The sequence below is a fragment of the Salinicoccus sp. Bachu38 genome (assembly GCF_038561955.2).
Lineage (GTDB): Bacteria > Bacillota > Bacilli > Staphylococcales > Salinicoccaceae > Salinicoccus > Salinicoccus bachuensis.
In genome coordinates this window covers 231,265-256,346 of the sequence record NZ_CP138333.2, presented here as the reverse complement: position 1 = coordinate 256,346, position 25,082 = coordinate 231,265, and the positions used below count along the sequence as shown (strand labels likewise).

The 25,082-nt window shown below is 49.3% G+C and carries 28 protein-coding genes; 9 read left to right on the top strand and 19 right to left on the bottom strand.

From position 1 onward, the window contains the following. The 6 genes from RQP18_RS01355 to kynU all read right to left on the bottom strand — a co-directional run bounded on the left by RQP18_RS01355 (position 1) and on the right by kynU (position 4,735). Positions 1-453 (bottom strand): DUF1850 domain-containing protein, encoded by a 453-nt coding sequence (locus RQP18_RS01355; RefSeq protein ID WP_373446101.1) that lies wholly within the window; start codon positions 451-453, stop codon positions 1-3. A 61-nt stretch (positions 454-514) separates the two neighbouring features. After that, a complete protein-coding gene (locus RQP18_RS01350; RefSeq protein WP_342388383.1) occupies positions 515-1,534 on the bottom strand; it encodes a TAXI family TRAP transporter solute-binding subunit in 1,020 nt (339 codons plus the stop codon). Positions 1,535-1,668: 134 nt separating this feature from the next. Continuing rightward, entirely contained in the window at positions 1,669-1,989 is a 321-nt protein-coding gene (locus tag RQP18_RS01345) for a hypothetical protein (protein ID WP_342388382.1), read from the bottom strand. Positions 1,990-2,002: 13 nt separating this feature from the next. Continuing rightward, complete coding sequence (locus RQP18_RS01340) at positions 2,003-2,845, bottom strand: tryptophan 2,3-dioxygenase (protein WP_342388381.1); 843 nt, start codon at positions 2,843-2,845, stop codon at positions 2,003-2,005. Next, positions 2,838-3,473 carry a cyclase family protein gene (locus tag RQP18_RS01335; RefSeq protein ID WP_342388380.1) on the bottom strand — a complete coding sequence of 212 codons (636 nt, stop codon included), beginning with the start codon at positions 3,471-3,473 and terminating at the stop codon, positions 2,838-2,840. The genes RQP18_RS01340 and RQP18_RS01335 overlap by 8 nt, the downstream gene beginning before the upstream one ends. After that, the gene (gene kynU / locus RQP18_RS01330) at positions 3,470-4,735 is read right to left on the bottom strand and encodes a kynureninase (protein ID WP_342388379.1); all 1,266 of its coding nucleotides are present in this window, start codon (positions 4,733-4,735) and stop codon (positions 3,470-3,472) included. The genes RQP18_RS01335 and kynU overlap by 4 nt, the downstream gene beginning before the upstream one ends. A gap of 143 nt (positions 4,736-4,878) precedes the next feature. On the opposite strand from kynU, the gene RQP18_RS01325 reads away from it, so the two are divergent. Both RQP18_RS01325 and RQP18_RS01320 read left to right on the top strand, forming a co-directional pair. Then, on the top strand, positions 4,879-5,601 hold the full coding sequence (locus RQP18_RS01325) for an SDR family NAD(P)-dependent oxidoreductase (protein ID WP_342388378.1): 723 nt from the start codon (positions 4,879-4,881) through the stop codon (positions 5,599-5,601). 26 nt (positions 5,602-5,627) lie between these two features. Then, positions 5,628-6,053, top strand: coding sequence for a hypothetical protein (locus RQP18_RS01320; protein WP_342388377.1), 426 nt, complete (start codon positions 5,628-5,630; stop codon positions 6,051-6,053). A 51-nt stretch (positions 6,054-6,104) separates the two neighbouring features. On the opposite strand, the gene RQP18_RS01315 is transcribed toward RQP18_RS01320, so the two are convergent. Together RQP18_RS01315 and malQ are read right to left on the bottom strand one after the other, a co-directional pair. Further along, a complete protein-coding gene (locus tag RQP18_RS01315) occupies positions 6,105-8,456 on the bottom strand; it encodes a glycogen/starch/alpha-glucan phosphorylase (RefSeq protein ID WP_342388376.1) in 2,352 nt (783 codons plus the stop codon). Next, positions 8,453-9,970 (bottom strand): 4-alpha-glucanotransferase, encoded by a 1,518-nt coding sequence (malQ, locus tag RQP18_RS01310; RefSeq protein WP_373446154.1) that lies wholly within the window; start codon positions 9,968-9,970, stop codon positions 8,453-8,455. Before malQ ends, RQP18_RS01315 begins: the two co-directional genes overlap by 4 nt. Positions 9,971-10,052: 82 nt before the next feature. Between malQ and RQP18_RS01305 the strand changes: the two genes are divergently transcribed. From RQP18_RS01305 to RQP18_RS01280, 6 genes are all read left to right on the top strand, one after another. After that, a complete protein-coding gene (locus RQP18_RS01305) occupies positions 10,053-10,754 on the top strand; it encodes a YjjG family noncanonical pyrimidine nucleotidase (protein WP_342388374.1) in 702 nt (233 codons plus the stop codon). A gap of 72 nt (positions 10,755-10,826) precedes the next feature. Continuing rightward, the gene (locus RQP18_RS01300; RefSeq protein ID WP_342388373.1) at positions 10,827-11,741 is read left to right on the top strand and encodes a metal ABC transporter solute-binding protein, Zn/Mn family; all 915 of its coding nucleotides are present in this window, start codon (positions 10,827-10,829) and stop codon (positions 11,739-11,741) included. Between the two features lie 13 nt (positions 11,742-11,754). Then, the gene (locus RQP18_RS01295) at positions 11,755-12,480 is read left to right on the top strand and encodes a metal ABC transporter ATP-binding protein (RefSeq protein ID WP_342388372.1); all 726 of its coding nucleotides are present in this window, start codon (positions 11,755-11,757) and stop codon (positions 12,478-12,480) included. After that, positions 12,473-13,351, top strand: a complete 879-nt coding sequence (locus RQP18_RS01290) for a metal ABC transporter permease (protein ID WP_342388371.1) — start codon at positions 12,473-12,475, stop codon at positions 13,349-13,351. Before RQP18_RS01295 ends, RQP18_RS01290 begins: the two co-directional genes overlap by 8 nt. After that, complete coding sequence (locus RQP18_RS01285; RefSeq protein ID WP_342388370.1) at positions 13,348-14,442, top strand: metal ABC transporter permease; 1,095 nt, start codon at positions 13,348-13,350, stop codon at positions 14,440-14,442. Before RQP18_RS01290 ends, RQP18_RS01285 begins: the two co-directional genes overlap by 4 nt. Before the next feature lie 37 nt (positions 14,443-14,479). Next, the gene (locus RQP18_RS01280) at positions 14,480-15,133 is read left to right on the top strand and encodes a metal-dependent transcriptional regulator (protein WP_342388369.1); all 654 of its coding nucleotides are present in this window, start codon (positions 14,480-14,482) and stop codon (positions 15,131-15,133) included. Positions 15,134-15,189: 56 nt separating this feature from the next. Here RQP18_RS01280 and RQP18_RS01275 read toward each other — a convergent pair whose 3' ends face one another. The 3 genes from RQP18_RS01275 to RQP18_RS01265 form a co-directional block, all read right to left on the bottom strand. Beyond that, complete coding sequence (locus RQP18_RS01275) at positions 15,190-16,020, bottom strand: manganese catalase family protein (RefSeq protein WP_342388368.1); 831 nt, start codon at positions 16,018-16,020, stop codon at positions 15,190-15,192. A 145-nt stretch (positions 16,021-16,165) separates the two neighbouring features. Further along, a complete protein-coding gene (gene wrbA / locus RQP18_RS01270) occupies positions 16,166-16,777 on the bottom strand; it encodes an NAD(P)H:quinone oxidoreductase (RefSeq protein WP_031547601.1) in 612 nt (203 codons plus the stop codon). Between the two features lie 42 nt (positions 16,778-16,819). Continuing rightward, positions 16,820-17,260: a MarR family winged helix-turn-helix transcriptional regulator gene (locus RQP18_RS01265; RefSeq protein WP_342388367.1), complete on the bottom strand. Its 441-nt coding sequence runs from the start codon at positions 17,258-17,260 to the stop codon at positions 16,820-16,822. Between the two features lie 185 nt (positions 17,261-17,445). On the opposite strand from RQP18_RS01265, the gene RQP18_RS01260 reads away from it, so the two are divergent. Next, on the top strand, positions 17,446-19,038 hold the full coding sequence (locus RQP18_RS01260; RefSeq protein WP_342388366.1) for a BCCT family transporter: 1,593 nt from the start codon (positions 17,446-17,448) through the stop codon (positions 19,036-19,038). Between the two features lie 58 nt (positions 19,039-19,096). Here the strand turns inward: RQP18_RS01260 and RQP18_RS01255 are convergent, their stop codons facing one another. The 8 genes from RQP18_RS01255 to RQP18_RS01220 form a co-directional block, all read right to left on the bottom strand. Beyond that, complete coding sequence (locus tag RQP18_RS01255) at positions 19,097-19,564, bottom strand: Dps family protein (RefSeq protein ID WP_342388365.1); 468 nt, start codon at positions 19,562-19,564, stop codon at positions 19,097-19,099. Between the two features lie 88 nt (positions 19,565-19,652). After that, positions 19,653-20,318, bottom strand: a complete 666-nt coding sequence (locus RQP18_RS01250; RefSeq protein WP_342388364.1) for a Crp/Fnr family transcriptional regulator — start codon at positions 20,316-20,318, stop codon at positions 19,653-19,655. 186 nt (positions 20,319-20,504) lie between these two features. After that, positions 20,505-21,287 carry a Cof-type HAD-IIB family hydrolase gene (locus RQP18_RS01245; protein ID WP_342388363.1) on the bottom strand — a complete coding sequence of 261 codons (783 nt, stop codon included), beginning with the start codon at positions 21,285-21,287 and terminating at the stop codon, positions 20,505-20,507. A gap of 84 nt (positions 21,288-21,371) precedes the next feature. Next, complete coding sequence (locus tag RQP18_RS01240) at positions 21,372-22,088, bottom strand: hypothetical protein (protein ID WP_342388362.1); 717 nt, start codon at positions 22,086-22,088, stop codon at positions 21,372-21,374. Between the two features lie 96 nt (positions 22,089-22,184). Then, complete coding sequence (locus RQP18_RS01235) at positions 22,185-22,775, bottom strand: hypothetical protein (protein ID WP_342388361.1); 591 nt, start codon at positions 22,773-22,775, stop codon at positions 22,185-22,187. After that, positions 22,759-24,258, bottom strand: coding sequence for a sodium:solute symporter family protein (locus RQP18_RS01230; RefSeq protein ID WP_342388360.1), 1,500 nt, complete (start codon positions 24,256-24,258; stop codon positions 22,759-22,761). Before RQP18_RS01230 ends, RQP18_RS01235 begins: the two co-directional genes overlap by 17 nt. Beyond that, positions 24,245-24,496: a hypothetical protein gene (locus RQP18_RS01225; protein ID WP_342388359.1), complete on the bottom strand. Its 252-nt coding sequence runs from the start codon at positions 24,494-24,496 to the stop codon at positions 24,245-24,247. Before RQP18_RS01225 ends, RQP18_RS01230 begins: the two co-directional genes overlap by 14 nt. A gap of 168 nt (positions 24,497-24,664) precedes the next feature. After that, positions 24,665-25,081: a universal stress protein gene (locus RQP18_RS01220; protein ID WP_342388358.1), complete on the bottom strand. Its 417-nt coding sequence runs from the start codon at positions 25,079-25,081 to the stop codon at positions 24,665-24,667. Between the last annotated feature and the right edge of the window lies 1 nt (position 25,082).

The following is a 25,082-nucleotide window of genomic DNA, read 5'->3' as shown; positions in this document are numbered from 1 at the left end:
TCACCTCTTAAAGAAGGTCCGGCTGATTTCGACCTCCAAGTTTCTACCCTTGTATGGGGGATCCGAAATGACGACATCGTCCTCTCCGATCATGATATGGTGCGGGAACACCGACGATGGACGGATCCTCAAAGCTCCTCCATGCACCGGCCTGTTGATGTCACTGATGATGAATTTTCCATTCTCCAGCTCCATTACTTCCCCTTCATATGGCATGCCTGCTCCAAATGACTCCGTATGGCTTTCCATAGTGAATATTTCAGTCCCACGCACCTCGAATACTTCCTTTACAGGTGAACGCTCGACTGAATGTATGTATGTAACAGAGAAGCGTTCGCCATCTTCAATCCGGGCTCCATATAACTCCTCATCAGTCTCCATATCGGAAATTGAAATGTAGAGCGGCCTTGTTACGTAAAGGAGGATTGCTGCAGCAACAATTGAAACTCCCATAAGGGATAAAAAGACATTGCGCCTTTGCAATGTCTTTTTACTATTATTCTTTCCCATTCAATTACTGCTCATCATAATATTGCTGAGCACCTGGGTGGAGATCGATTGACATGCCATCCTGTGCAGTGTCGAGTGTCACTTCTTCACCACGTACGTGTGCATTGCTCAGGTCGTCCAGGTTTTCGAACAGTGCCTTGGTCATTTCATACATCTGGTCATCCGGAATGTCATTGGATGCGATGACCATCGCCTGGACTGCTACGGTCGTGGCAGTGCTGTCGAAGTTCTCGTAGGCATCTGCAGGAATCTCATGCTGCGTATAGTATGAGTATTCTTCAGTCAGTGAATCGATCGCTTCCTGATCGAAGCTGATGAGTCTGACATCTGCACTCGCGCTCAGTTCCTGTATGGCACCTGTCGGTGTACCCGCTGTTACGAATGCTGCATCGACGTTGCCATCCTGAAGGTTTGTCGAAGCATCGGCGAAATCGAGGTATTGAGCATCGACATCGGCTTCGCTGAGACCATGTGCTTCAAGAATCTGTGTTGCATTCGCTTCTGTACCGGAACCGACGTCCCCGATTGCGACACGTCTGCCTTCAAGATCCGAAACGGATTCAATGCCGGAATCAGCCAGTGTGACAAGCTGGATCGTCTCCGGATAAAGTGTGAGCACACCGCTGTAGTTTTCGAGCGGCTCTTCGAACATGTTTATGCCTTCTGCACCATAATATGCGATATCATTCTGTACGAGTGCAAGCTGGGCTTCCCCGTTGTTGAGCTGTTCCGCATTGGAAACGGACGCACCGGATGAAACGCCGGTAGCTGAAACATCCTCAAGCTGGGAGTCGATGATGTCCGCCATTGAGACGCCGATCGGGAAGTACACCCCTGCTTCCCCACCAGTCAGTACAGTGATGTTTTCAACCCAATTTTCACCGGAAGCACTGTCTCCGGAAGACTCGCCTCCCTCAGTCGTTTCGTCTTCGGTCGTTTCCTCTCCGCCATTTCCTCCACCGCATGCTGCAAGAACGAATGACAACGTAAGCATCAGTACCAGTAACCATGAGAATTTTTTCATACCCTACTCCCCTTTGTAAATTTCTTCTTTACTTACTGATTATTGTAACACAAAATACCTTTCAATAAATACAATATTCAGATTTCTATGATTTTTTGCATAAAAAAATCACCCCGTGGTTCCGGGGTGCCATATCATTTGGAAGTCGTCGTCCATTCCTTGCTGTTCCGATACCTTTTTGTATGGGCGTATATGTTGTCCCCTGCATAGTCCTCATTCGTGTAGACGGTGATATCGAAATATTTCCCCCGTTCGGAGAAAGGTTCCTCCAGATAGACATCCTTCAGGTGGCTGAACAAGTTCTTCATCCCATCCATCTTCAAGCTTGGATATTCCCTGAGTACACGCTTCTGCAGCTGGCCATTGTACTCAGTCACCTCCTGGACGACGATGACAAAAGTTTCATCCTCCCTTATCACATCATCGAAAATGTTGGTCTGGCCATAATCCCGCATACTGTCACCCCTTCTATAGTTCTGATCTCAGTTCCCAGAGTTCCTTGAAGAAATAATCATCGATTACACGCTTCAGGTAGTTTACACCGGAACTGCCTCCTGTACCCTTTTTGAATCCGATGATGCGCTCGACCGTCTTCATGTGCCTGAACCGCCACTGGCTGTACAGGTCTTCCACATCCACGAGCTTCTCCAGCATCTCGTAGAGCTCGAAATGTTCATCGGTATTCAGGTATATCTGTTTGAACGCCTCCTTTACCGAAGCATTCGGTACATAGGATTCCGTCACATCACGCCCAAGCACTTCCTCATCTATCTCAAATCCGGCCCTCGCAACAGCCCGGATGGCTTCATCATAGATGCTCGGCTTGTTGAGCTGCGCCTTCAGCATATCATGGACGATGGAATCCTTCTCATATATCTTCAGGGCGTGTGTCGTCTTATAGCCGAGGCTGAACTCCATCATGCGGTTCTGATAGGACTGGAATCCCGAAGCATTGCCGAGGCTGTCACGGAATTTCAGGTAATCACTTGGCGTCATGGTGGAAAGCACATCCCATGCTGATATGATCTGCCTCTGGATGTTCGTCACCCGGGCGAGCTTCTTGAACGCCATCCTGAAATCATCGACCTTTATGTCTTCCATCGCCGAATTGATTTCATGGATGATCAGTTTCATCCATAGTTCCGACACCTGGTGGATGATGATGAACAGCGTTTCATCATGCTGGTCCGTCATCGTATTCTGCGAAAATAGAATGCGGTCGAGGCTCAGATACTCACTGTATGTCATGTCCTTCAGGAAATCAGTCTTTACGTCTTCCCCGTTCAGCGTATGGTCCTGATAGTCACTCATTGTCAAATCCCCCTTTGTGTCGCAATGCTGCACGTACGGGGGACCCATCGGCACCCCGGAGCTTCAATGGCAGTGCCACAAAGTCATAGTAGCCTGGCTCTATATCATCCAATACTGCATTTTCCAGAATCATGATATCCCTTTCGTACAGCAGGTGATGGATATCGAGCGTCTTCGAATCGATATCATCGACAGAGGTGACATCGACGCCGAAGAGCCTGATGCCGTGCGAAGCAATATGCTCGACCGCCCGCTTCTCAAGCACGGGGATGGATTCAGGGAATACTGTGCGTTCCGTCCTGTCCTTCGTCCTGATCAGCAGAGTGGTCCCTTCAATCCTGTAGGGTTCGATGTCTTCCAATGTAATGGTCTTCCCTCCATCCACTGCAATCACCGTAGCCTCGCCGATATACCGGTTGATATCGAGTGCGTCCACCGTTGCGCCTGCATCGTCAAAATGGAACGGCGCATCGATATGGGTGCCGATATGGGTACTCGTCTCTATCTTTCCGATGTTGACAGAGCCACTCTCCGCTTTTGTCACTGTGCGCGCGTAGCTGAACGGTGTATCCTCGGGCCAATGTGCAATGTCGTCATCGAGCAGCTGTGTAATGTCCTTCCACATCATGCAATCACTCCCCGCTTGTTATCAAACTCTTCGTAGAGCCGGTCATCCATGATTTCCTTCAGGATCATCACGGTATGGTGGACATCTTCGAATGAATTGTATAATGCAACCGGCGCAATCCTGACATAGCTTGGCGCCCTGAAATCAGGAATCACGCCCTTCGACTTCAATGCGGCATTGATGCCGGCAGCTTTCGGGTGGCCGATCAGTATATGTCCGCCACGGGCGTCATGGTCCTTTGGCGTGATGATGTCGATGTCATGGTCCCGGAGGGCGTCTTCGATCATCTCCATCATGAAGTCCGTCAGTTCGAGCGACTTGCGCCGTATATTTCCGATGCCGGCTTCCGTGAACATTTCCAGTGCCCCCAGAAGCGGGGCCATGGAAAATATATGCGGCGTGCCCACCTGGTACTGGCTGATGTCCGCTGCCTGATCGAACGTATGCGCCATGTCGAATTGGGTTTCCTTGTTGTTGCCGAACCACCCCTTCAGGCTCACAGGGTGGTGGTGGTGCTTCTCATTCACATACAGGCCGGCCACGGAGCCCGGCCCTCCATTAAGGTGCTTATATGTACACCATACAGCGAAATCCACACCCCACTCCTTCAGCTGATGCGGGACGGAACCGATGGAATGGCAAAGGTCGAATCCGATGATGATTCCTTTTTCATGCGCTTTTTCCGTAATCTTTTCCATCTCCAGCACCTGTCCGCTGCGGTACAGCACCGACGGCAGCAATATCAGTGCTATGCTCTCGTCCATCATATCAATGATCCGCTCGGTGGACAGCAGATGGCCGTCTTCAGAAGGCACCTTGACCATGCCGTCCCCATACCCGTAATCTTCAAGTATGGACTGCACCGCGTAGATGTCCGACGGAAAGTTCAGGTCATCGACCAGTATCCTGTGGCGTTCATCCGTCGGTCGGTAGAGCGTCCGGATGGTCTGATGGATATTCATCGTTGTGGAGCTGGTCGCCAGCACCTCGTGGCTGTCCGCCCCTACAAGTCCTGCCATCATCTCTCCGACCCTCTCACTCATGTAGAACCATGGGCGCTCCCCTCTGGTCCATCCGTCGATGCCATGATTTTTCCAATCTTCCATCACATCGAGCATGCTCTGTTCCGACCGCCTGCTCATCAGTCCGAGTGAATTTCCATCCATATAGTATACAGCGTCCCCCAGATAGAATTCCTCCTTGTACTTTGCAAGTGCGTCCCGCTCATCCCTATGACGTGCCTGATCCAACCATTGCTTCATATAATGCCTCCTAGTATCCTTGTCATGTAAGCCTTTTCTTTCATTATACAGTGATTTTACCACATGAAAAGCCTCATCAGTGCCCCTGCCGCATGTCTTTGCTACAATGGAAGTATAATGCTGATTATAAGGAGAGTCGAATAATGCAGGAAATCAAAGGAAAATATGCTGTAATCACTGGAGGAACACGGGGCATTGGCCTTGCCACGGCCCATGCACTTGCTGAGGAAGGCGTCAATGTTGCAGTGATCGGACGCAACCCGGATACATTGAAAGACGCTGTCGGGGAGCTTCAGAACTACGGGGTCCAGGTTGTTGCCCTAAACGGGGATGTTTCAAACAAGGAAGATGTCGACCGCATGCTGGGCGAAGTCAACGATGCATTCGAACGCATCGACATTCTGATCAACAATGCGGGCATCATGAACCATACATCTTTCCTGGAAAGCTCTGAAGAGGATCTGCGCAAAATGATGGACGTCAATGTATTCGGCATCTATCATATGATGCATGGCATCCTTCCGATGATGAAACAGCAGGGCCAGGGGGATGTCATCAACATATCCTCCATGTCCGGACTTAAGGGAACAAAAGGCAGCTCACTCTATTCCGCGACAAAATTCGCTGTCATCGGCATGACCGAAGGTGTGATGCAGGAGATGCGCCAGCACAACATCAGGGTCTCCTATCTGACTCCGTCCGCCGTACTCACCGATCTAATCGGAGAGACGGGACTGAAGGAAGAGACGATGACCCATGCAGAAGACATGGCGGACATCATCGTCAGCCAGCTCAAACTGAATCCGAGAACCTTCATCAAGACAAGCCAGATGTGGGCAACCAATCCCACACCGAAGGATCAATAGAAAACAATCGGTAAGGAAGTGATTTTATGGCAGGACCGGCACTCAGACAGCTGCACGCACATAGAGCAATCCATGACGCAAGCCTGGGAGGTGCAGAAGACCACGTCGCTGATATGAAGACTTTACTGAACAAACTGGAACACAAGGAACTAGCCGAAGAAATGCAGTCGTTCATCGAATATGTGGAACAGCGCATCCTGACGCATGCAGACAGTGAAGAGGAAGATAATGGACTATATGAGGAAGCGGTCAATAAGAATCCCGACCTCCATGATAAAGTCCAGCACCTGACACGTGACCATGACCTGATGCGTATCATGATCGAACGCATGAAGGAAGAACTGGCGAGGGATGAAGTCGATTTCCAGAAACTCATCGACTATTCCGTTTCCATCATCATCGTGGATGAAATCCATTCAAGGGATGAGGAAAGCTTCCTGCTTGCAGAATAGAAACAAGCCTGATCCAAAGAGGATCAGGCTTGTTTTATTGTGTATTCTTTTCTACTTCTGTTTGCTCACATGCCAAATCTCTGTAGCATACTCCTCCAACGTCCTGTCGGAAGAGAACTTGCCTGCATTGGCCATGTTGATGAAGCCTTTTCCATAGAAGGCCTTCTGGTCTTTGAAATCACTGGCAATCTGGTCCTGTGCCTCCCGGTAGCTTTCAAAGTCCTCCAGTATGAAGTACTGGTCTTCCCCGGTCAGGCTGTTGTACAGGTCCTGGAACATGCCTGTATTATTATCGTGGAAAGTGCCATCGACAAGCGCATTCACCACCTGTTCCAGCCCTTCGGTCCGCTTCATCGCTGCCACAGGATCATAATTCCCCCGCTTTTCCACGACCTCTTCCACGTCCATGCCGAAGATGTAGTTGTTCTCTTTTCCCGCCTCTTCGACAATTTCAACGTTGGCACCATCCATCGTACCTACTGTAACGGCGCCATTCAGCATGAACTTCATATTGCCTGTACCCGAAGCCTCTTTTCCTGCAAGGGAGATCTGCTCAGATACATCCGCTGCCGGAAACAGCCTTTCAGCATAGGATACACCATAGTTTTCAACGAAAACGACCTTGATGATTCCGTTCACATCCGGATCGGTGTTCACCCGGCCTGCAAGCTCGTTGATATACTTGATGATCGCTTTGGCCATATAGTACCCGGGTGCCGCTTTCGCACCGAAGATGAATGTGCGCTTCGTCCATTCTCCATCCGGGTCCGCTTTGATGCGGTTATACAGGTCGGCGATGTAGAATGCCATCATCAGCTGGCGCTTATACTCATGAAGCCTCTTGATCTGGATGTCGAAGATGGAATCGGGATCGATGTCGACTTCCTCGTGGAACTGGATATACTCGGAAAGTTCCTGTTTCTTTTCGCGTTTGATATCGATGAATCGCTCCAGCACAGCTTCGTCATCCTTCATGGCTTCGAGTCCCTTCAGCTGCTCGAGTGAAGTCACCCACTCCTTCGATCCAAGAAGGTCCGTGATCATCCCGCTCAGTTGCGGATTGGACTGGAGCAGCCATCTTCTTTGCGTGATACCGTTGGTTTTATTGAGGATGCGGTCCGGGAACATGTTGTGCCATGATTTCAGGACATCCGTTTTGAGCAACTCGGTATGGATGGCAGCCACACCGTTGACTGCACGTGTCGCATAGATCGACATGAATGCCATGTGGATGGAATTCCCCTGTATGATCATGAAGTTGTGCCACTCATCCTTGTCGACCTGCCATTCCTTCAATTCCCTCACAAGGCGGGCATTGATTTCCTCGATATATGGATAGAGATTCGGAAGTGCCGATGTGAACAGCCCCTTATCCCATACTTCCAATGCTTCTGCGAGCAGCGTATGATTTGTATACGCCATCGTTTTCTGGGTGATGTCGAATGCTTTTTCGAAATCGACACCTTCTTTTTCAAGCAGGCGGATCAGTTCCGGAATGGCGAGTGCCGGATGGGTGTCATTCAGCTGGATGGAATGCAGTTTTGAAAAATCATCGAAACTTTTATGGCCTTCCGCCTTATAATTTTCCATCAGATCCTGCAGGGAGGCCGAAGTAAAGAAATACTGCTGTCTGAGCCTCAGCTTCTTGCCTTCATTTGTAGAATCGTTCGGATACAGGATGCGTGAAATCGTCTCCGCTTCATTCTGGGCTTTGACGGAGTCGATATATTTCCCTTGATCAAATGCCTGGAAGTCGAACTTGTGGATGGCCTCTGCCTTCCACAGGCGCAGTGTATTGATCGTGTCTCCCCCGTATCCTACAATCGGCATGTCGTATGGTACAGCCTCCACCTTGTCGTTGTCGCTGAATTCGACGATCACTGCATCGTTGCTGTTCTTTATCAGCCATGGATTATCATGCTCGAGCCACGGATCTGCCTCCTCCACCTGGAATCCATTCACAAAGTTCTGTTTGAATATTCCATACTGGTAAAGTATGCCATAGCCGGAAAGCGGGTAGTCGAGTGTGGCACCGGAATCGAGGAAACACGCCGCCAGACGGCCAAGGCCCCCGTTCCCGAGTCCTGCATCGTCTTCTGCATCTTCCAGTGCATTATAGTCGACTCCCATTTCTTCCAGAGTCTGTTTGACTTCACCTTCTATGCCCAGGTTTACGAGGTTGTTGCTCAGCGCCCGTCCCATCAGGAATTCTGCAGACAGGTAGTAGGCCTGCTTCTTTTTTCTGAATTTGCTCTTCGATTCTATCCATTCAGGTACAAGATACTCCATGACAGCATTGCCAACGACATTGAATTGTTCTTTTTCATTCAGTTCATAAAATGAATCCCCGTGACTTTCATAAGCTTTGCCTTCGATCCTATCCTTGAGTTGTAGTGATGTCATAGTGACCTCCCGTATCGTTCATTAAGATTTTTTAGATGCTTCCTGTGTCTCTTCTGTAAGTCATCCTGCGTCAGGCGCCATTCCCAGTTGCCGCCGATGGTCGAGGGTACGTTGAAACGTGCTGAATCATCGAGTCCCAGCAGATCCTGGACAGGAATGATCGCCAGATTGGACGAGGAGGCGAAGACGCCTCTGATCAGACCGTCCACATAGCCTTCCTCTTCAGTCAGGTTCAGATAGGCACGGGCTGCTTCGACAGCTTCTTCATCCGCGCTCTCAAGCCATCCCCGCATCGTCTGGGTGTCATGATTGCCGGTATAGGCGATTGTATGCCTTGTGTAGTTATGGGGAAGATATCCCTCTTCACCGCCGAAGCCGAACTGGAGCACCTTCATGCCCGGATAGCCGGTCTCTTCAATCAGGTCGTGCACTTCCTGGGTAAGGAAACCGAGGTCTTCAGCAAGAATTTCCTTTTCACCCAACTGCTCCCTGATCGCTTTGAAAAGGGACATGCCGGGCCCTTTCACCCACTCGCCATTTTCAGCTGTCTCGTCTTCAGCCGGCACTTCCCAATAGGCTTCGAATCCCCGGAAGTGGTCGATGCGGACGGCATCATAGAGCCGGAAGCTCTCTTCCACCCGGCGGACCCACCAGTGGTAGCCTTCTTTCTCCATCCGTTCCCAATCATAGATCGGGTTGCCCCAAAGCTGTCCCGTATCACTCATCATATCAGGCGGTACTCCGGCGACCACACTCGGCTCCAGATTCTCCTTCAGTTTGTATAGGTCAGGCCGCGACCATACATCCGCACTGTCTGCAGCAACATAGATCGGGATGTCCCCAATGATCCTTATGCCTTTCTGATTGGCATAGTGCTTCAGGTCTCCCCAATGTTCGAAGAAAAGATATTGGGTGAAGACCCAGAAGTGTATGTCCTTTCTGTGCTTTCCATGGAATTCATCCAGCACCTTCTCATCCCGAAGGCGGTAGGGTGCAGGCCATTCTGTCCATGCTACGTTGCCATGCGCCTTTTTGATGGCCATGAAACAGGCAAAGTCGGGCAGCCAGTCTTCATGTTCAGCCGTGAAGCGGTCCAGCTCCCCTTCAACTTCCGGATAAGCCCGCTGGAATGCCTTGTCGAGCAATGCCATCTTTCCTTCATATAATTTTGCATAATCCACGCATTCTTCATCTTCCCCAAGGTCTGTGCGGATGATTTCCGATTGTTTCAACCAACCCGCTTCCACCAACCGGTCGAAATCGATGAAATACGGATTGCCGGCAAAAGCGGAGAAGCTCTGGTAGGGCGAATCCCCAAAGCTCGTAATGCCCAGCGGCAGTATCTGCCAATACTTCGTTCCTGTTGCGGACAGGAAATCCACGAATTGATAGGCATTCTCTCCAAAATCGCCTATGCCATATTTCCCGGGTAATGCCGACACATGCAACAGCAATCCACTCGAACGGTTTTCCATAAAGGTCCCTCCTCTGTTGTGCAAACGTTTGCATTTAATTATTCCATTATAGCATATATACTTATGATTAAATAATCTTATGATGGGGTGAGACAGCCATCCCCTACAGGAGGAATGACAGTTGGACCAATATCACACATTGCTTTTTGACCTGGACGATACGCTGCTCGATTTTGGCAGAGCCGAGCAGACTGCACTTGAAAAGGTGCTGGCCCATTTCGAAATGGAGGCCGCCCCAGAGTTTTTTCAACTATACAGGGAAATCAACAAGGCACATTGGGAAATGCTTGAACGCAACGAGCTTACCAAAGATGAAGTGCTCTCCTATAGACATGAGCGATTTTTCGAGGCACTCGGAAAAAAGGTTGATGGCAGCAAGGTGGATCAGCTCTACAGGAACACCATCGCAGAGCATGGACATCATCTTTTTGATGGAACGCTTGATGTCATTGAAGAACTTTCCCGGACACACCGCCTCTTCATCATCACGAATGGCGTCAAAGCGACACAGCAGAAACGTCTGCATCGCTCCGGGCTGCTGCCCTACTTTTCGGGTGTCTTCATCAGCGAAGACACTGGATACCAGAAGCCGATGAGAGCGTTTTTCGACTACGTAGCTGCGCGCATCGAGCAATTCGACAGGAAGAGCGCATTGATCATCGGTGATTCCCTCACTTCGGATATAAAAGGAGGGCATGACAGCAATATTGATACATGCTGGTACAATCCGCTCGGTAAATCCAACCCCTTTTCTTTTTCCCCTCACTACGAAATTAAACAATTAAATGAAATATACTCGATTTTGACGAGTCGGAATTCCTAGTCCGGCTTCTTTTAGGTTTGACTAAATAAATAGTTTAGGATAACCTAAATAAAAATGGGCAGGAGGTATACCATGAAGAAAATCCATTCGCTCTTCATTCTGGCTGTATCTTTAATGCTGATCATGGGATGCAGTGATACGGAAAGCAGCGGAGATGGCCGGCCTGATGTAGTGGTAACGACCACCTTCATATACGATATGGTCCAGGTCATCAGCGAAGACGTCAATGCATTTGATGTGTCACTGGTCATCCCTGCAGGAGAAGACCCCCATATCTACCAGCCGAAAGCCAGTGATCTGAAGCTTATTTTGGAAGCGGACACGCTGATCTACCAGGGGCTGAATTTCGAAGGCCGCATGGTAGATGTCCTGGAGGATGGCGTATCCGTCACTGAAAACTTCAGTAACGACAATCTGATGTTCGAGGATGAAGGGGAGGCGGACCCCCATTTCTGGTTCGATATCGACCTCTATAAATCAGCCACGAATACCGTCTATGAAACATTGGCGGCAGCATATCCCGAGCACGCGGACACTTTTCTGCTGAACAGGGACGCCTACTTCGAAGAACTGGATGCACTCGATGCCTATGTAAAGGAGCGTATCGAGGAAATCCCGCCGTCATCCCGGCTGATTATCACACCACATGACGCTTTCGGATATCTTGCATCCAACTATGATATCGAGGTCCACGCACCCCAGGGCATCTCCACCGACTCCGAAGTCTCCAACAGTACCATAGAAGAAACGGCCGATCTCATCATGTCCCGGGGCATCAAAGCCATATTCGTGGAAACCACTACAAATCCGGATCAGATGAGACGGCTTCAGGAAATCGTCCACTCCGGAGGGGGAATGGTGGAAGTCGTCGGCAGCGATGGAGAAGCTCTGCTGTCCGACTCTCTGGCCCAGCAAGGGGACAGCGGTGATACGTACATCAGCATGTTCAGGCATAATATCGATACGATCACGGAACACCTGAAATAGAGGAGGAAAACATATGACACCACTCATCACAGTAAAAGATCTGAATGTCGCCTATCAGGAGAAGCCTGCACTATGGCACGTCAACATGTCGATACAGGAAAACAGCAGAACCGCCATAGTCGGCCCCAATGGTGCAGGCAAATCGACGCTCATCAAATCGATCATGAAGCTGATCCGTCCTGTGTCCGGGAAGATTGAAATCGATGGCAGGGATGCCAGACATGCTCTGAAGCGGGTGGCATATGTTCCCCAGAAAGGGGAAGTGAACTGGGATTTCCCAGCCACTGTACTGGATGTCGTCCTGATGGGCCGCTACGTCCATAAAGGATGGATCAAGCGTCCGAACCACAAGGATGAAAGCATTGCCCTCTCCGCACTGGAAACGATGAAGATGGAGGCTTTCAGGAACCGTCAGATATCAGAGCTTTCAGGCGGACAGAAACAGCGGGTCTTCATTGCACGCGCCATCGCGCAGGACGCAGATATATATATCATGGATGAACCGCTGCAGGGGATCGACATCACGACTGAAAAGCTGATCATCGACATAATGAAACAGCTGCAGCAGGAAGGCAAGACATTCATTGTCGTCCACCATCACCTGGATACGGTCGAAGAATACTTCGATCACGTCGTCATTTTGAACAAGACCGTCATCGCCGAAGGCACTATCGGCTCAGTATGGGGGGAAGAAAATATCAACAGAGCCTACTATGAGATGAGTGGTTCGCATGATTGATATATTATCCGGCTACACCTTTCTGATTGTCGCGTTCGGTACAGTGATACTGGCTTTTGCCTCCGGAGTCATCGGTACTGTCAGTGTCATCAAGGGACAGAGTCTGATCGGGGATGCCGTGGGGCATGCCACGTTCCCCGGCATAGTGATTGCCTTCATGCTCGTCGGCATCCGCGATACATTCGCTCTGGCACTCGGAGCACTGATGCTTGGCATCATCGCATTCTTCATCATCCAGCTCATTACAGAGCAGTCCAAAATCACACTGGACAGTGCACTTGCGCTTGTCCTCTCCTCGTTCTTCGGCCTGGGTATGGCATTGATGAGTTTCGTCCAGGGGAATCCCGATTTCGACGGGACCCAGGGCCTGTCGGATTATATATTCGGCCAGGCAGCCTACATGCTGAGAAGTGACGTGTATCTCATAATCGCAGCATCCATATCCAGTCTTCTTATATTTTCACTCTTCTACCAGCAGATCAAAATATATATATTTGATCCGATATACAGCCGAAGCATCGGAATCAGCAACCCCCTCATGAATTTCATGATATTGGCCATCACAATCACATTGATTGCAGTCGGACTTAAAGCTGTGGGGGCCATCCTCATCGTCAACCTGCTGATCGCCCCGGCAGTGATCGGCCAGTTGTGGTCGAACCGTTTTTTCCATGTCCTGCTCATTGCAGGAACGACGGGGGCAGCCGCCGCTTTCATCGGCACCTACATCAGTACCGCAGGGGATGACATTGCCACCGGTCCTGCAATCATACTGGTGTTGTCCGCCTTCGTCATCCTCTCCCTGATCTTTTCAAGGAAAGGGCTCCTCAGTCGCAGCATCCAGAAAAGGAAGGCGGGTGAACGCACATGATGATTGAAGTTCTTTTTGTGCTCATTGTGACAGCGATGGCGACCAGCCTGCTTGGCGTATTCCTTGTACTCCGGGGCATGGCCATGGTCACGGACGCAATCAGCCACACCATACTGCTTGGCATCGTACTTGCCTTCTTCATCACGAACGACATCCGTTCGCCTTGGCTCATCATTGCAGCAAGCCTGGTCGGTGTGCTCACCGTCTACATCATAGAACTGGTCTCACAGACCCGGCTGATCCGGCAGGATGCGGCCATCGGCTTCGTTTTTACCGCCCTGTTTGCCATCGCCATCATACTCGTCTCAAAATATGCCGGTGATGTCCACCTGGACCTCGATGTCGTACTCATGGGCGAAGTCATCTTTGCACCGTTCAACCGCATCGAGATTTTCGGCCTCAGCATTCCAAACGCACTGTGGCAGCTATCCATCATACTGCTCATCAACATCACCTTTGTACTGCTGTTCTACAAGGAGCTGAAGATTACGAGCTTTGATCCGAAGTTTGCATATATCGCCGGCTTCTCCGTTGCATTCATCCACTACGCTCTGATGACGCTCGTATCCGTCACGGCAGTGGCAGCCTTCGATGCAGTAGGCTCGATACTCGTCATCAATTTCTTTGTCGCCCCGGCACTTACCGCCTATCTTCTTGTCAAGCGCATGGGGACGATGATTATGCTCGCTCTATTTTTTGGGGTTCTGAACAGTGTCGCCGGCTACTACACCAGCTTCTACTTCGATTTGTCCGTAGCAGGTACGACCGCCTTCATTGCTCTGATCACCTTCATGATCGTCTTTCTGTTCAACCCCAATGGATGGGTCAGCAACCGTGTCCAGAAGGCGCGTCAGAAAAAGCAGTTCAACCGTGCAATGATACTGATGCTGTTGAATGAGCAGTCCCATGAATCTTTGACACAGGAAGAGATCATGACCCATTTCAACCTTACGCCGAAACGGTTCAACCGTCATATCGACCACCTGCTGGTGAACGAATATATTGAAAAGCATAATGAAAAATACAGGCTGACCCGACGCGGCGTGGAATTCACCCACTATACACGCATCAAATATGAGCTGCCTGCCTGAAATGATATAACCATTAATGAGGAATGGAGGGCTGGATTTGAGTCCTACTAAAGAAGACTACCTGAAAATACTGTTCGAACTCGGGGGGAGGACCGAACAGGTGCCCAATAAGGAAATCGCCAACCGTTTGAATATTTCCCCGCCAACCGTGACGGAAATGATGAACAGTCTCGTCAAGTCCGGCTGGGTCGCATATACACCATATAAAGGCAGCAAACTGACCAGAGAAGGCACAGAATACGCAAAGAAGCTGATTCGGAAGCACCGATTATGGGAAGTGTTTCTTGTGAAACACCTCGGCTTCTCCATCAATGAAGTCCATACGGAAGCCGAACTGCTGGAACATGCAACGAGTACGGCATTGGCAGACAAGCTCGAGCACTACCTTGATTATCCAGCATACTGCCCCCATGGCGGTGCCATATCCGTCGATCACATGGAGGCTCAGGAAGTGAGGACGGTACATCTGACCGAAGCGGAAATCGGCGCACCGGTCCGCATCTCCCGAATCGTTGATGATGAAAAGCTCCTCCGTTATGTTAAAAATCATGACTTGAAAATCGGCGATCCCGTCACGGTTACCGACAGGGACAGTGCACTCGACCTCCTTACACTGCACCATGGAACAGCCGACAAGGAAATCCAGATCAGCCAGACTGTTGCGCAATATCTTTTTGTAGAGCATATGTAGCACAAAAAAGCATTCTTTCAATTAAGAAAGAATGCTTTTTCATATTCATCATCCAGCTATTTCTTATCTTCAAATGGTGGCGTGTTATGCATATAGCCTGGTGCCGGCTTCAGCATAGGAATGTCTCCATATGCCTTCGGTGTACTTTCATACTGGAACTCTGCCGCACCGTCCGGTGTCACGCCATCCATCCAGGCGAGCTGTGAGCTTTCTTCTCCTTCCGAGAAGTTGATGAGGCGGTGGGAGAACTCTGTGGCTTCCATGTCATTGGTGACCGTGGATGGTGTCACTACGCCTTCTTTCTCTTCCAGATCCTTAATCGCTGCAATCCATTGATTCTGGTGCATCGTATCCCTTGCGAGAAGGAAGGAGAGCAGCTTCTTGACGCCTGGGTCTCCCGTCATTTCGTACAGACGGGCTACTTGCAGGCGACCTTGGGACTCTGCATTCACATTGGCCCTCATATCAGCCAGCAAGTTGCCGCTCGCTACGATGTAGCCTGCGTTCCATGGCACCCCGGCGCTATTCTCCGGTGCTGCACCCAGTCCTGTAACAATTGCATGGTGCGGGTTCATGCCGCTCATTATTGCACCGATTGCAGGGTCCTTCATCGCTTTCTCCTGCTCGTCGATCGGGGCGCCATCGAGTAGTCGCGCGACCATAGTGGCCAGCATTTCTATATGTCCGAGTTCTTCTGTACCCGTATCCATTATGAGGTCCTTGTACTTTTCGTTACCGCGTGTGTTCCAGCCCTGGAATAAGTATTGCATCGCTACTGACATTTCACCATACTGTCCACCAATGACTTCCTGCAGCATCTTCGCATACATCGGATTCGGTTTTTCCGGCTTCGCTTCAAACTGCAATTCTTTTCTGTGGTAGAACATGATATCCCATCCTTTTATTATATGTTTTACACAATATTAAAGTTACCCCCTCAAACGCATTCTGAAACATTTACTGTAAATTTATTGAAATAAAAAAAGCAACCGGGAGCCTGTTTTCCCGGTTGCTTCTACTTCTTTGAATTTTCTACTGTCCTTGTCCATCCTTGATCCATTTGGCGGTTTCGACTGTGCGTTTTGCCTGGTGCTTCACCGCTTCTTCAATATCTTCCACGATGCCCTCTTCTCCTGCTGTTGCAGACACACCATAAGGATTGCCGCCGGATGCAAACTGTACGGGATCCGTATAGCCTGGAGGAACGATAATTGCGCCCCAGTGTGCCATTGTCTTATAAATGGATAATACTGTAGCTTCCTGTCCACCATGGGAGTTCTGTGCAGAAGACATTGCACTGACCACTTTATTGACCAGCTTGCCCTGTCCCCACAGGCCGCCGGTTGTGTCGATGAACGCACGGAATTGGGAAGCTTCCACACCAAAACGCGTCGGCGCACTGAAGATGATGGCGTCTGCCCAATCCAGATCTTCAGTCGTCGCCTCTTCCACATCCTGTGTCTTCTCATAATGCTCTTTCCATGCAGGATTCTGTTCAATCGCTTCCATTGGCGCCGTCTCCGGCACTCTGCGCAACCTTACATTCGCTCCAACACTCTTACCTGCTTCCTCGGCCCATTGGGCCATCTGATGATTGGTACCAGTCGAACTATAGTATATTACTGCCAAATTCAGTTCTGCCATGATATCTCTCCTTTGTAAGAATGATGTTACGGATAAGATACGCTATATCGAAACATTCTTCCCCAGCTTCTTGAGCAGATCGATCAATTGTGTCTTCTCTTCCGGATCGAGGCCATCCGCCACCTGTTCCAGGCGCTCGGCATGTTCTGGGAATATCTTATCCATCAACGCTTGTCCTCTACCCGTGAGTGAAACATATGAAACACGGCGGTCCGCTTCATACTGCTCCTTTTTGACATAGTCCTCCTTCTCGAGGTTATTGACGACATACGTAATGGAACTGGAGGAGATCAGCACTTTTTCTCCGATGTGCTGCACCTGCTGGGGCCCTTTGCTGTACAGCAGCTCCAGTACAGCGAAGGCCGTCGGATTGAGACCATGTGTGCGCATATCCTTGAATGCCTCCGTCTGGAAAGCATTAAACGCATGGTGTAGGACAACATAGAGTTTCAAGGACAGTTCCCTGTTATTCGAGGCTTTCATTTCTTCACTTCTCCATTCATCTATAATTCCATCCAAATTGAATGGATCAACCTTTATATTATTGTACTATACCTCAATTCCCGTCCAGTGTATAAATTTCATGTTTTATTATGTTAGCATGGTGTATATGTCTATTGTACATGTTAAGTGAATGTAAAAAAATCAAATACGTTAGGAGAATACTTATGTCGAACGAACCAAAACGAAGAGAGTTGAAGACGATTGACTGGAAGATTTTCCTACCGTCTGTACTCTTCATCCTGGCACTCAGTATTCCGTTCTCCCTTTATGAATCGGAATCACTGGAGCTGCTCAATGGAATTTTTGATCAGATTGTTTCCTCCTTCGGGTGGGGGTACATCTGGTATGCCACCATTCTGCTCGCTGCAGGTCTTTACCTGTCTTTTTCAAAGTATGGTCAGGTCGTACTTGGAGAGCCGGATGAGCAACCCCGTTTTTCATTATTTTCATACGCATCCATCCTGATCGCCATGGGGCTTGGCTCCACCATCATGAGAACCGGTATGGTGCAGTGGGCTGAAGTGGCAAACAATCCGCCATTCGGCATTGAACCGGGATCAGGAGAGTCGTTCCTCTGGGGCAATGCATATGCGATGTACATGTGGAGTTTCCAGATCTTTTCCATATTCGTCATGACCGCTCCGGCCATAGCATACATCATCCACGTAAAAAAACGTCCGATGATGCGCATATCCGAAGCCACACGAGTGATTTTCGGTGACAGATTCACCGATGGTATCGGAGGGATTTTCATTGATATCCTTTTCCTCGTCAGTATCCTCTCGGGTGCCGCAGTAACACTTGGGCTCGGAACACCAATCATTACATCCAACCTCGCTGCGCTGCTCGATACCGAGGTGACATTCACCATGACGATGATTGTTACCTTCATCTGGGTTGCGTTGTTTTCACTCAGTGCCTATCTCGGTATTGAAAAAGGAATACGGCGCCTCAGTCTATTGAATATGTACCTGGCTGCCTTTCTGGCAATTTTCGTTCTTATTGTCGGCCCAGGAATCTTCATCATGGACTTCTTCACTGATACAATCGGTCATCTGTTGAACAATTATATGACATACTCCTTCTTCACAGATTCCGTCGCAGTGGAACAGACGGCACACATGAGAAGCCATATGATCTTCTGGATCGCCTACAGTGCCACGTGGGCTATGCTGCACAGTGTATTTGCAGCCAAAATTTCCCGTGGTCGGACGATAAAGGAAATGATTCTGACCTACCTTCTGGCACCGACGGCACTTTCCTGGGTCGCTACAGGTGTCCTTGGAGGCATCGGGGTGCACAGGCAGAAGAATGGTGAGCTCGATATCCTTGCACTCGCCCAGGAAGAGGAAGCCGTGCAGATGATTCCGGACATTCTCCAGACACTCCCATGGTCCGGTCTCGTCATGGTACTCTATATCATCATGGCAATGATCTTCCTGACGACGACACTCGACTCCACAACATTCACCATTGCCGCCTATACCAGCAGGGACGATATGAGTGAACAGGATCCATCGAAGTTCCTGAGGATATTCGTTGCTTTCGTCATCACAGGACTGGCACTCGTGCTCATGCAGGTTGGTGGACTTGCACCGCTTGAAGTCATCTCGGGCATGATGGGGCTGCCGATCATCATCCTGCAGTTCCTGACGATCTATGCCGTCAAGAAGATGATTGATGAAGACGAAGCGTGGAAATACAATATCAGAAAACCAAGCAGCGACAACGTTGACATGTATGGCTATAAGAAGTAATACAAAAAGAATCCGGCCCACAACTGATTGTGGGCCGGATTCTTTTCTGTTGAGCCAGTTATTGGCTGACTTCTTTTCCGAGGAAGGATTTGAGCATCCAGTTATTCTTCTCTATATCCGTAATCATGCCGATGAAGATGTCTGCCGTACGGTCATCGCCGGCAGCTTCTGCAATCTTGATGCCCTCATCCAATTCCTTGATTACAGTATCATAATCCTGTGCCAGCTGCTTCACCATTTCATTCGCGTCAATATCGTATTCCGCTTCCTTGACACTTGCTTTCTCAATGGCATCGGATTGCTTCCCGATCGGCTCCCCACCAATCGCCAGCAACCTTTCTGCGAGTTCGTCCACATAAGTGGAGGCGGTGTCATAGAGTTCTTCGAATTTGTCATGCAGGGAGAAGAAGTTGTGCCCTTTTACGTACCAGTGATAGTTGTGAAGCTTCGTCCATAGTACTGTAAAATTGGCGACCTGTAGATTGAGTGCTTCTCTTACTTCCTGCTTCTTGTCTGAATTAGCCATCCATTATCACCTTTCCTTTAATGTAATCATGATAACTATACCCTCGGCACCGGAATTCAAACGCCCGCCCGATGCCTTCATACATTCGTTACAGTATCGAATAGTCGAGCACCTGGTAGGTCCTGTTGTCGATCTTGCCGATTACTCCATCAGCTTCGAGCTTTCTGAAAATACGGGTCAAAGTTTCCGGCTGCATGCTCAGGTAGGAGGCGAGATCCTTTTTCGTCATTCCGAGCTTCAGGAAATCCTCATCATCGACATGCGTCCGTATATACTCGATCAGACGCTCTTCACTGTTCAGCAGGGCGATATTCGTCGCCTGCTGTTCCACTTCGTTCAAACGTCTGGAGAACCGTTCGATGATCTTGATGCCGATGTCCGGGTATTCCTTGAGCAGAACATACAGATCGGACTTCCTGATTTCACACACTCTTGAATCCTGCACAACCTCTGCATAGGAGTCATGTTGATTCTCTCCTCCAAAAAGCGCCAGTTCACCAGTGAAGTCACCCGGCATCAGCACCCGGATCAGCTGTTCCTTCCCTTCCTCATTCAGCCGATAGATCCTGATTTTCCCCCTGTGGAGGACAAACAGTGAATCTTTCGGATCCCCTGCCATATACAGATGATCCTGCCTCGGGTAGGATTTCGATTCCACTTTCCTGAATACTTCATTCATTTCCTCTTCAGTCAGATGATTGAATATCGGTACATTCCTGACACACATCTTATGGTTGCCATGACTTCCTGCCAAATTATCTCCTCCCAGCTCATCAATTTTGTCCTTTCCCGCTTCTTTATAGCTCATTTTATTCTTCCGACGCCCTGTTCACTTATCATTATAGCTTAAGATGGCATCTTAAAAATTGATGGCTGTCAATATTTCGGGAAAATAAAAAAGAACCGCAAATATTTGCAGTCCTCTACTGATATATGATTGCTATTTGAGCAGTCCAGCCATCTGGAGGCCATGCAGGATGCCGTCTTCATCAACATCTTTGGTAACATACTTCGCATGCGACTTTACCCTGTCCGCCGCATTGCCCATGGCAAAGCTATGATGCACCGTGCTCAGCATTTCCAGGTCGTTCGGGCCGTCACCGAATGCATATTGCCTATCGGCAGGCAATCCGAGTCTTTCGATCACCTTTTCAATGCCATTCGCCTTCGAGCCGCCCTTCGGCAGGACGTCTACCGATACGGGGTGCCATCTGATGAAGTCGAAGGCGTCATAGGCCGCCTCGTACTGTTGCTCCTCCCCTTCCGGGCAGAACAGCAGTGTCTGATACAGTTCCTTTACTTCATGATAGCTTGGATCATGTCCAGGCATCATATCAAGTTTCAAAGTGGAGATGCCTTCTGTAATGTACTCATGCTCGGGAACATTCGACATCATGTCATCCTCATTCAGATAGACGACCGGATGATCGTTCCCGAGCGCTTCCTCAGTCATCTTATCCAACGCCTTTGCATCCAGGGGATTCTTGTAGATGACCTCCCCTTCCAGCACCACATACTGGCCGTTGAAACTGACGTATGTTTCGATTCCGAGCGACTCCCTGAGTTCCTTGAACATAAATGGGGCCCGCCCCGTCGCAATTGCTACAATATGTCCGGCATCCTTCAACTCACCTACTGCACGCCTTGTAGATTCTGGCAGTTTCTTTTCCCGGTTCAGCAATGTGCCATCAATATCAAAGAAAATTATGCTTCTGTCCTTCATCCACCGCACCTCATCCTGATTTTTAATATTTTGAAATCCCTCTTATCATACATTATGAAAAGCCTTCCATGTCAAAGGATCTCTCTATTCCGTCTGTGTCTTAAGGGTTTCATGCCATTCCTTTGTTGTAGATTCTTCCCGGTCATTGATATAGGTGTGTATATTGCCGGTTACGATGACGAGCATGTCACTGGTACGATCCTCAATGTTCATATCATATAATGCCTCTTCACCCTCTATGAAACCGTGAAGCTGCAGGTGGGTGCCGAAGAGATTATGGTCGAATGGAATCTCGGGTGCTCCAGAGGCCATTTCCACACGATCGATGTCATCAAAGGGAATTGGCGGTTCATCGTTTATTGCAATAGCATCTGTTTCGAACTCGACATCCACATCATTGACACTCTGGTTCCAAAAAACCACCAGACCGCCAATGATGATGATCATCCATAAACCTGCCATGAACAGGTGACTCTTCGAATATGTAACTGTATAGAGCTTCAAATCAACAATAACATTCAAAAGCAGCAGCATGCCGACCACCGATGCAATTGCCCATATCGACAGAACTGGGTCGAAGAACAGATGAATGGATAATGCCATTATGGATAACACGAGCATAATATTGAGAAAAATGCGTTCTATCTTTCCGATTCCGAGATCCTGCACCTTAAGATAATCATCATCTGTAAAGCGGCGATCATCGAAGCTGAAGTAGTTTCTTTTTTCGGAAAAGAAATGCGTGTAGAAGTTCTGGATCAGAATACCGGCCAATAGAATATAAGTTAAAGTGAATATCATCGTCATACCTCCTTAGGGAATTATGCCATACCGGGGGAGGAATGACAAAAAGAGCATGGCTCAGCCATGCTCTTTTCAACCTTATTCTTCAGTCCCCTATTTCATCAGGTCAACGCCACTTGCCCAACGGCTGCTCATGAAATCTTCCGAGTCTCCTGTGTTCGCATTAATGTAATGTATTTCCTTGCCAGATTGTCCCTGCATCTCGATTTTCCATAGCGGCAGGTGGACAAGTCTCGGCTCGGATTGTTCATGTCCGGGCTTTTTGAGTACATAAGAACGGTCGATCTGGTTGTTCTGCACATCCTTGATGTATTGTTCGACTGCCTGTGCGTCGATGATGTGACTGATGATTTTATCCTTTTCCACTGCTGTTTCAGATATGTAGGGGACGGTGGAAAGCAGTCCCCGGTATCCGGATACGGCATCGACGAATATGATATTGGGTATACGTTTCGGTTTGAAAGGCCGCCGCGTGGCAACAACTGTATTCTGTACAATCCACATGGGATGGTAGATCACTTCTGCAATATGGATGTTATCCTTAATTGCACTTTCACTCACACCTGGATTGAACTTTCCTTTTATACCGAGGGATTTCTTGATGAAGCCGGGGAGTTCATGTGCTTCCACGGTCTGCTCCCCGAGCTGTTCTATATATCTTTCCTGCCTACCGATCAGTGTCATATCCATATCCCTCAGGCTGCGTGACAGCAGCTTTTGCTTTTGCTTCCGCTTCAATGTGCGTATGGTAGCGGTCGACCTGATCCTGTATCTCCCTGGATGGTGGTGCAGTCATCAGGCTGACACCGACAGTCAGTATCAGTGACACCGGTGCTGCAATGATCGGTTCGGCGTTCGTCGGCAGAAGCTGCAATGATACGAGTATGAGGAATACGACTGCCCCCCCAAGCATGCCGGCAAATGCGCCCTGTTTGTTGGCACGCTTCCACCAGATTCCGAGTACGAACGGAATGCCGAACGAGGATAACAGGAATCCGCCGACCCAACCGACCATGATCGCAATAAGCTGCGGCGGGTTGATGGCGACGAGTATGCCTGCCACACTGGCCACCAGCATGACAATCAGGCTGAGCAAGGTAATCAGGCGCTCACTCGCATCCTTGTTGATGTTCTTCTTGTAGATATCATATGCAACGCCTGCAGATACGGCGAGCAGCATCGCATCGGCTGATGACATGATGGAGGCAAGAAGCCCCGCCAGCATGATTCCGCCTACAATTGGTGGCAGATAGTGTTCGATGACAGACACGAAGATCATATCGGCATTCTCCAGCTGATCTGCGATGCCGAGACTGGCACCGGCCATTGCCACGACCATGCCGCTCAGAAAGAGCAGCAGATAGATGAGCGTGCCCCACATGGATGAACGTCGTGCCGTTTTCGCATCCCTCGAGGCAAAGTTACGCATGACGACAGATGGGGAGATGATGCCGAACCATAGGAACGCAATGAATAGACCGAAGTATGCCATCCATGGCTGCGTGACATCACCGAAATTCGGATCGACTGCAAGCGCGTCGTTCAGCAGGGTGAATATTCCGCTGTGATCGAACAGTATGAACATGGCGAGCACCATGACACCAAGCAGCATGATCGCCCCCTGGAACAGGTCGGTATAGGTGATTGCCCACATGCCTCCCAGTGCCGCATAGATCGTAAACCCGAGGCCAAGAATGATGACGGCCCAAATATAATCAATACCAAGAACATAAGATCCGATCAGTCCTGAAGCCGTCAGTTGGGGCACCATATAGAATGTCATTGCCAGCACGACGATGATGGCTGAGAGAATCTGTACGGAGCGCCCGAACCTCTGGTCGAAGAAGTCCGGCATCGTCTTGACGCCCGCCCTTCTCACCTGACCAGAAATGAGGAACATCGCAAAGGGCAGGATGCCGATCGCCCCGAATGCATACGCAAAGAAATACGGCAGGCCGAGTGTCACCCCGGAACCGACTGCCCCCATCAATGAACTTGAGCTGGCAACGGCAGCTGCGATGGCAAACGCACCGACAAATGTATTGATGTTGGAACCGGCGGTATAATAGTCAGATGAGGATGAACGTGCCCTTCTATAGAAGTATAGTCCTATCCCGATCATGAAAAGAAGATACAGCAGTACGATGATCGCTTCAGTTATTCTCATGCATATCTCTCCTCTCTGTCTCTTCCTTCACCGATTTTTCAACATGTTCAATCCAGAAAACATAGACAACTGCGAGTATGAACCATAGAATGATGCCGGCCAGCATGAGCCAGGCAGTCAGTGCCACCCCTGCAACATATGTTTCGTGTGGCCACCATATCCATACGAAAGCCGAATATAGAAGAACGACAATCGCAAGTATGAACCCCGGATCCTTGAATTTTGACCGTTGTGTCATTTCCATCCCCTCCAAAATGATATTTTCATTTCTTCCCCCTGTTAATTCCTTTGTCGCTTCTGCACCCTCCTTTTTTCAATTTTCAAATACTTGTGCTTCATTTAAAATTATCACAAGCCTTTTCTGTGCGCAAGGCGCATAAAAATAGACACTTCCTTATGGAAATGTCTATTTGACGATCATAACCGGTATTCTGGAGTGTTTTGCCACTCTGTGACTGACACTGCCAAGCACCATCTCCTGGAATATATTCAGTCCTCTGCTGCCGATGACGAGCACTTCATAGTCGCCGGAATTGGCTTCCTCAACGATTTCCCTCGAGGGGAGCCCCCGCCTGGCCAGATATTTATGCTCAATGTCCGCTTCGTCAAAATAGCGGATGATGGCGGAAAGCATGTCTTTCTTCTGTTTGTCCAACTGCCTCTCTGTACTCGACCGTACGACATCCCTCTGTGTATCATCCGGATCGAGCACATGAAGGACCGTGACATTAGCATTTCCACTCACCAGCCTAGCGGTTTCGTATGCGGCCCTTCTGCTGTTTTCCGAGCCGTCTATCGCTAGAAGTATTTTTTTATAATACATC

Bases quoted from the DNA above. Each gene is read 5' to 3' on its own strand.
- RQP18_RS01355 (WP_373446101.1), bottom strand. From the start codon at position 453: ATGGGAGTTTCAATTGTTGCTGCAGCAATCCTCCTTTACGTAACAAGG.
- RQP18_RS01350 (WP_342388383.1), bottom strand. From the start codon at position 1,534: ATGAAAAAATTCTCATGGTTACTGGTACTGATGCTTACGTTGTCATTC.
- RQP18_RS01345 (WP_342388382.1), bottom strand. From the start codon at position 1,989: ATGCGGGATTATGGCCAGACCAACATTTTCGATGATGTGATAAGGGAG.
- RQP18_RS01340 (WP_342388381.1), bottom strand. From the start codon at position 2,845: ATGAGTGACTATCAGGACCATACGCTGAACGGGGAAGACGTAAAGACT.
- RQP18_RS01335 (WP_342388380.1), bottom strand. From the start codon at position 3,473: ATGATGTGGAAGGACATTACACAGCTGCTCGATGACGACATTGCACAT.
- kynU (WP_342388379.1), bottom strand. From the start codon at position 4,735: ATGAAGCAATGGTTGGATCAGGCACGTCATAGGGATGAGCGGGACGCA.
- RQP18_RS01325 (WP_342388378.1), top strand. From the start codon at position 4,879: ATGCAGGAAATCAAAGGAAAATATGCTGTAATCACTGGAGGAACACGG.
- RQP18_RS01320 (WP_342388377.1), top strand. From the start codon at position 5,628: ATGGCAGGACCGGCACTCAGACAGCTGCACGCACATAGAGCAATCCAT.
- RQP18_RS01315 (WP_342388376.1), bottom strand. From the start codon at position 8,456: ATGACATCACTACAACTCAAGGATAGGATCGAAGGCAAAGCTTATGAA.
- RQP18_RS01300 (WP_342388373.1), top strand. From the start codon at position 10,827: ATGAAGAAAATCCATTCGCTCTTCATTCTGGCTGTATCTTTAATGCTG.
- RQP18_RS01295 (WP_342388372.1), top strand. From the start codon at position 11,755: ATGACACCACTCATCACAGTAAAAGATCTGAATGTCGCCTATCAGGAG.
- RQP18_RS01290 (WP_342388371.1), top strand. From the start codon at position 12,473: ATGATTGATATATTATCCGGCTACACCTTTCTGATTGTCGCGTTCGGT.
- RQP18_RS01285 (WP_342388370.1), top strand. From the start codon at position 13,348: ATGATGATTGAAGTTCTTTTTGTGCTCATTGTGACAGCGATGGCGACC.
- RQP18_RS01275 (WP_342388368.1), bottom strand. From the start codon at position 16,020: ATGTTCTACCACAGAAAAGAATTGCAGTTTGAAGCGAAGCCGGAAAAA.
- wrbA (WP_031547601.1), bottom strand. From the start codon at position 16,777: ATGGCAGAACTGAATTTGGCAGTAATATACTATAGTTCGACTGGTACC.
- RQP18_RS01265 (WP_342388367.1), bottom strand. From the start codon at position 17,260: ATGAAAGCCTCGAATAACAGGGAACTGTCCTTGAAACTCTATGTTGTC.
- RQP18_RS01260 (WP_342388366.1), top strand. From the start codon at position 17,446: ATGTCGAACGAACCAAAACGAAGAGAGTTGAAGACGATTGACTGGAAG.
- RQP18_RS01255 (WP_342388365.1), bottom strand. From the start codon at position 19,564: ATGGCTAATTCAGACAAGAAGCAGGAAGTAAGAGAAGCACTCAATCTA.
- RQP18_RS01245 (WP_342388363.1), bottom strand. From the start codon at position 21,287: ATGAAGGACAGAAGCATAATTTTCTTTGATATTGATGGCACATTGCTG.
- RQP18_RS01240 (WP_342388362.1), bottom strand. From the start codon at position 22,088: ATGATATTCACTTTAACTTATATTCTATTGGCCGGTATTCTGATCCAG.
- RQP18_RS01235 (WP_342388361.1), bottom strand. From the start codon at position 22,775: ATGACACTGATCGGTAGGCAGGAAAGATATATAGAACAGCTCGGGGAG.
- RQP18_RS01230 (WP_342388360.1), bottom strand. From the start codon at position 24,258: ATGAGAATAACTGAAGCGATCATCGTACTGCTGTATCTTCTTTTCATG.
- RQP18_RS01225 (WP_342388359.1), bottom strand. From the start codon at position 24,496: ATGACACAACGGTCAAAATTCAAGGATCCGGGGTTCATACTTGCGATT.
- RQP18_RS01220 (WP_342388358.1), bottom strand. From the start codon at position 25,081: ATGTATTATAAAAAAATACTTCTAGCGATAGACGGCTCGGAAAACAGC.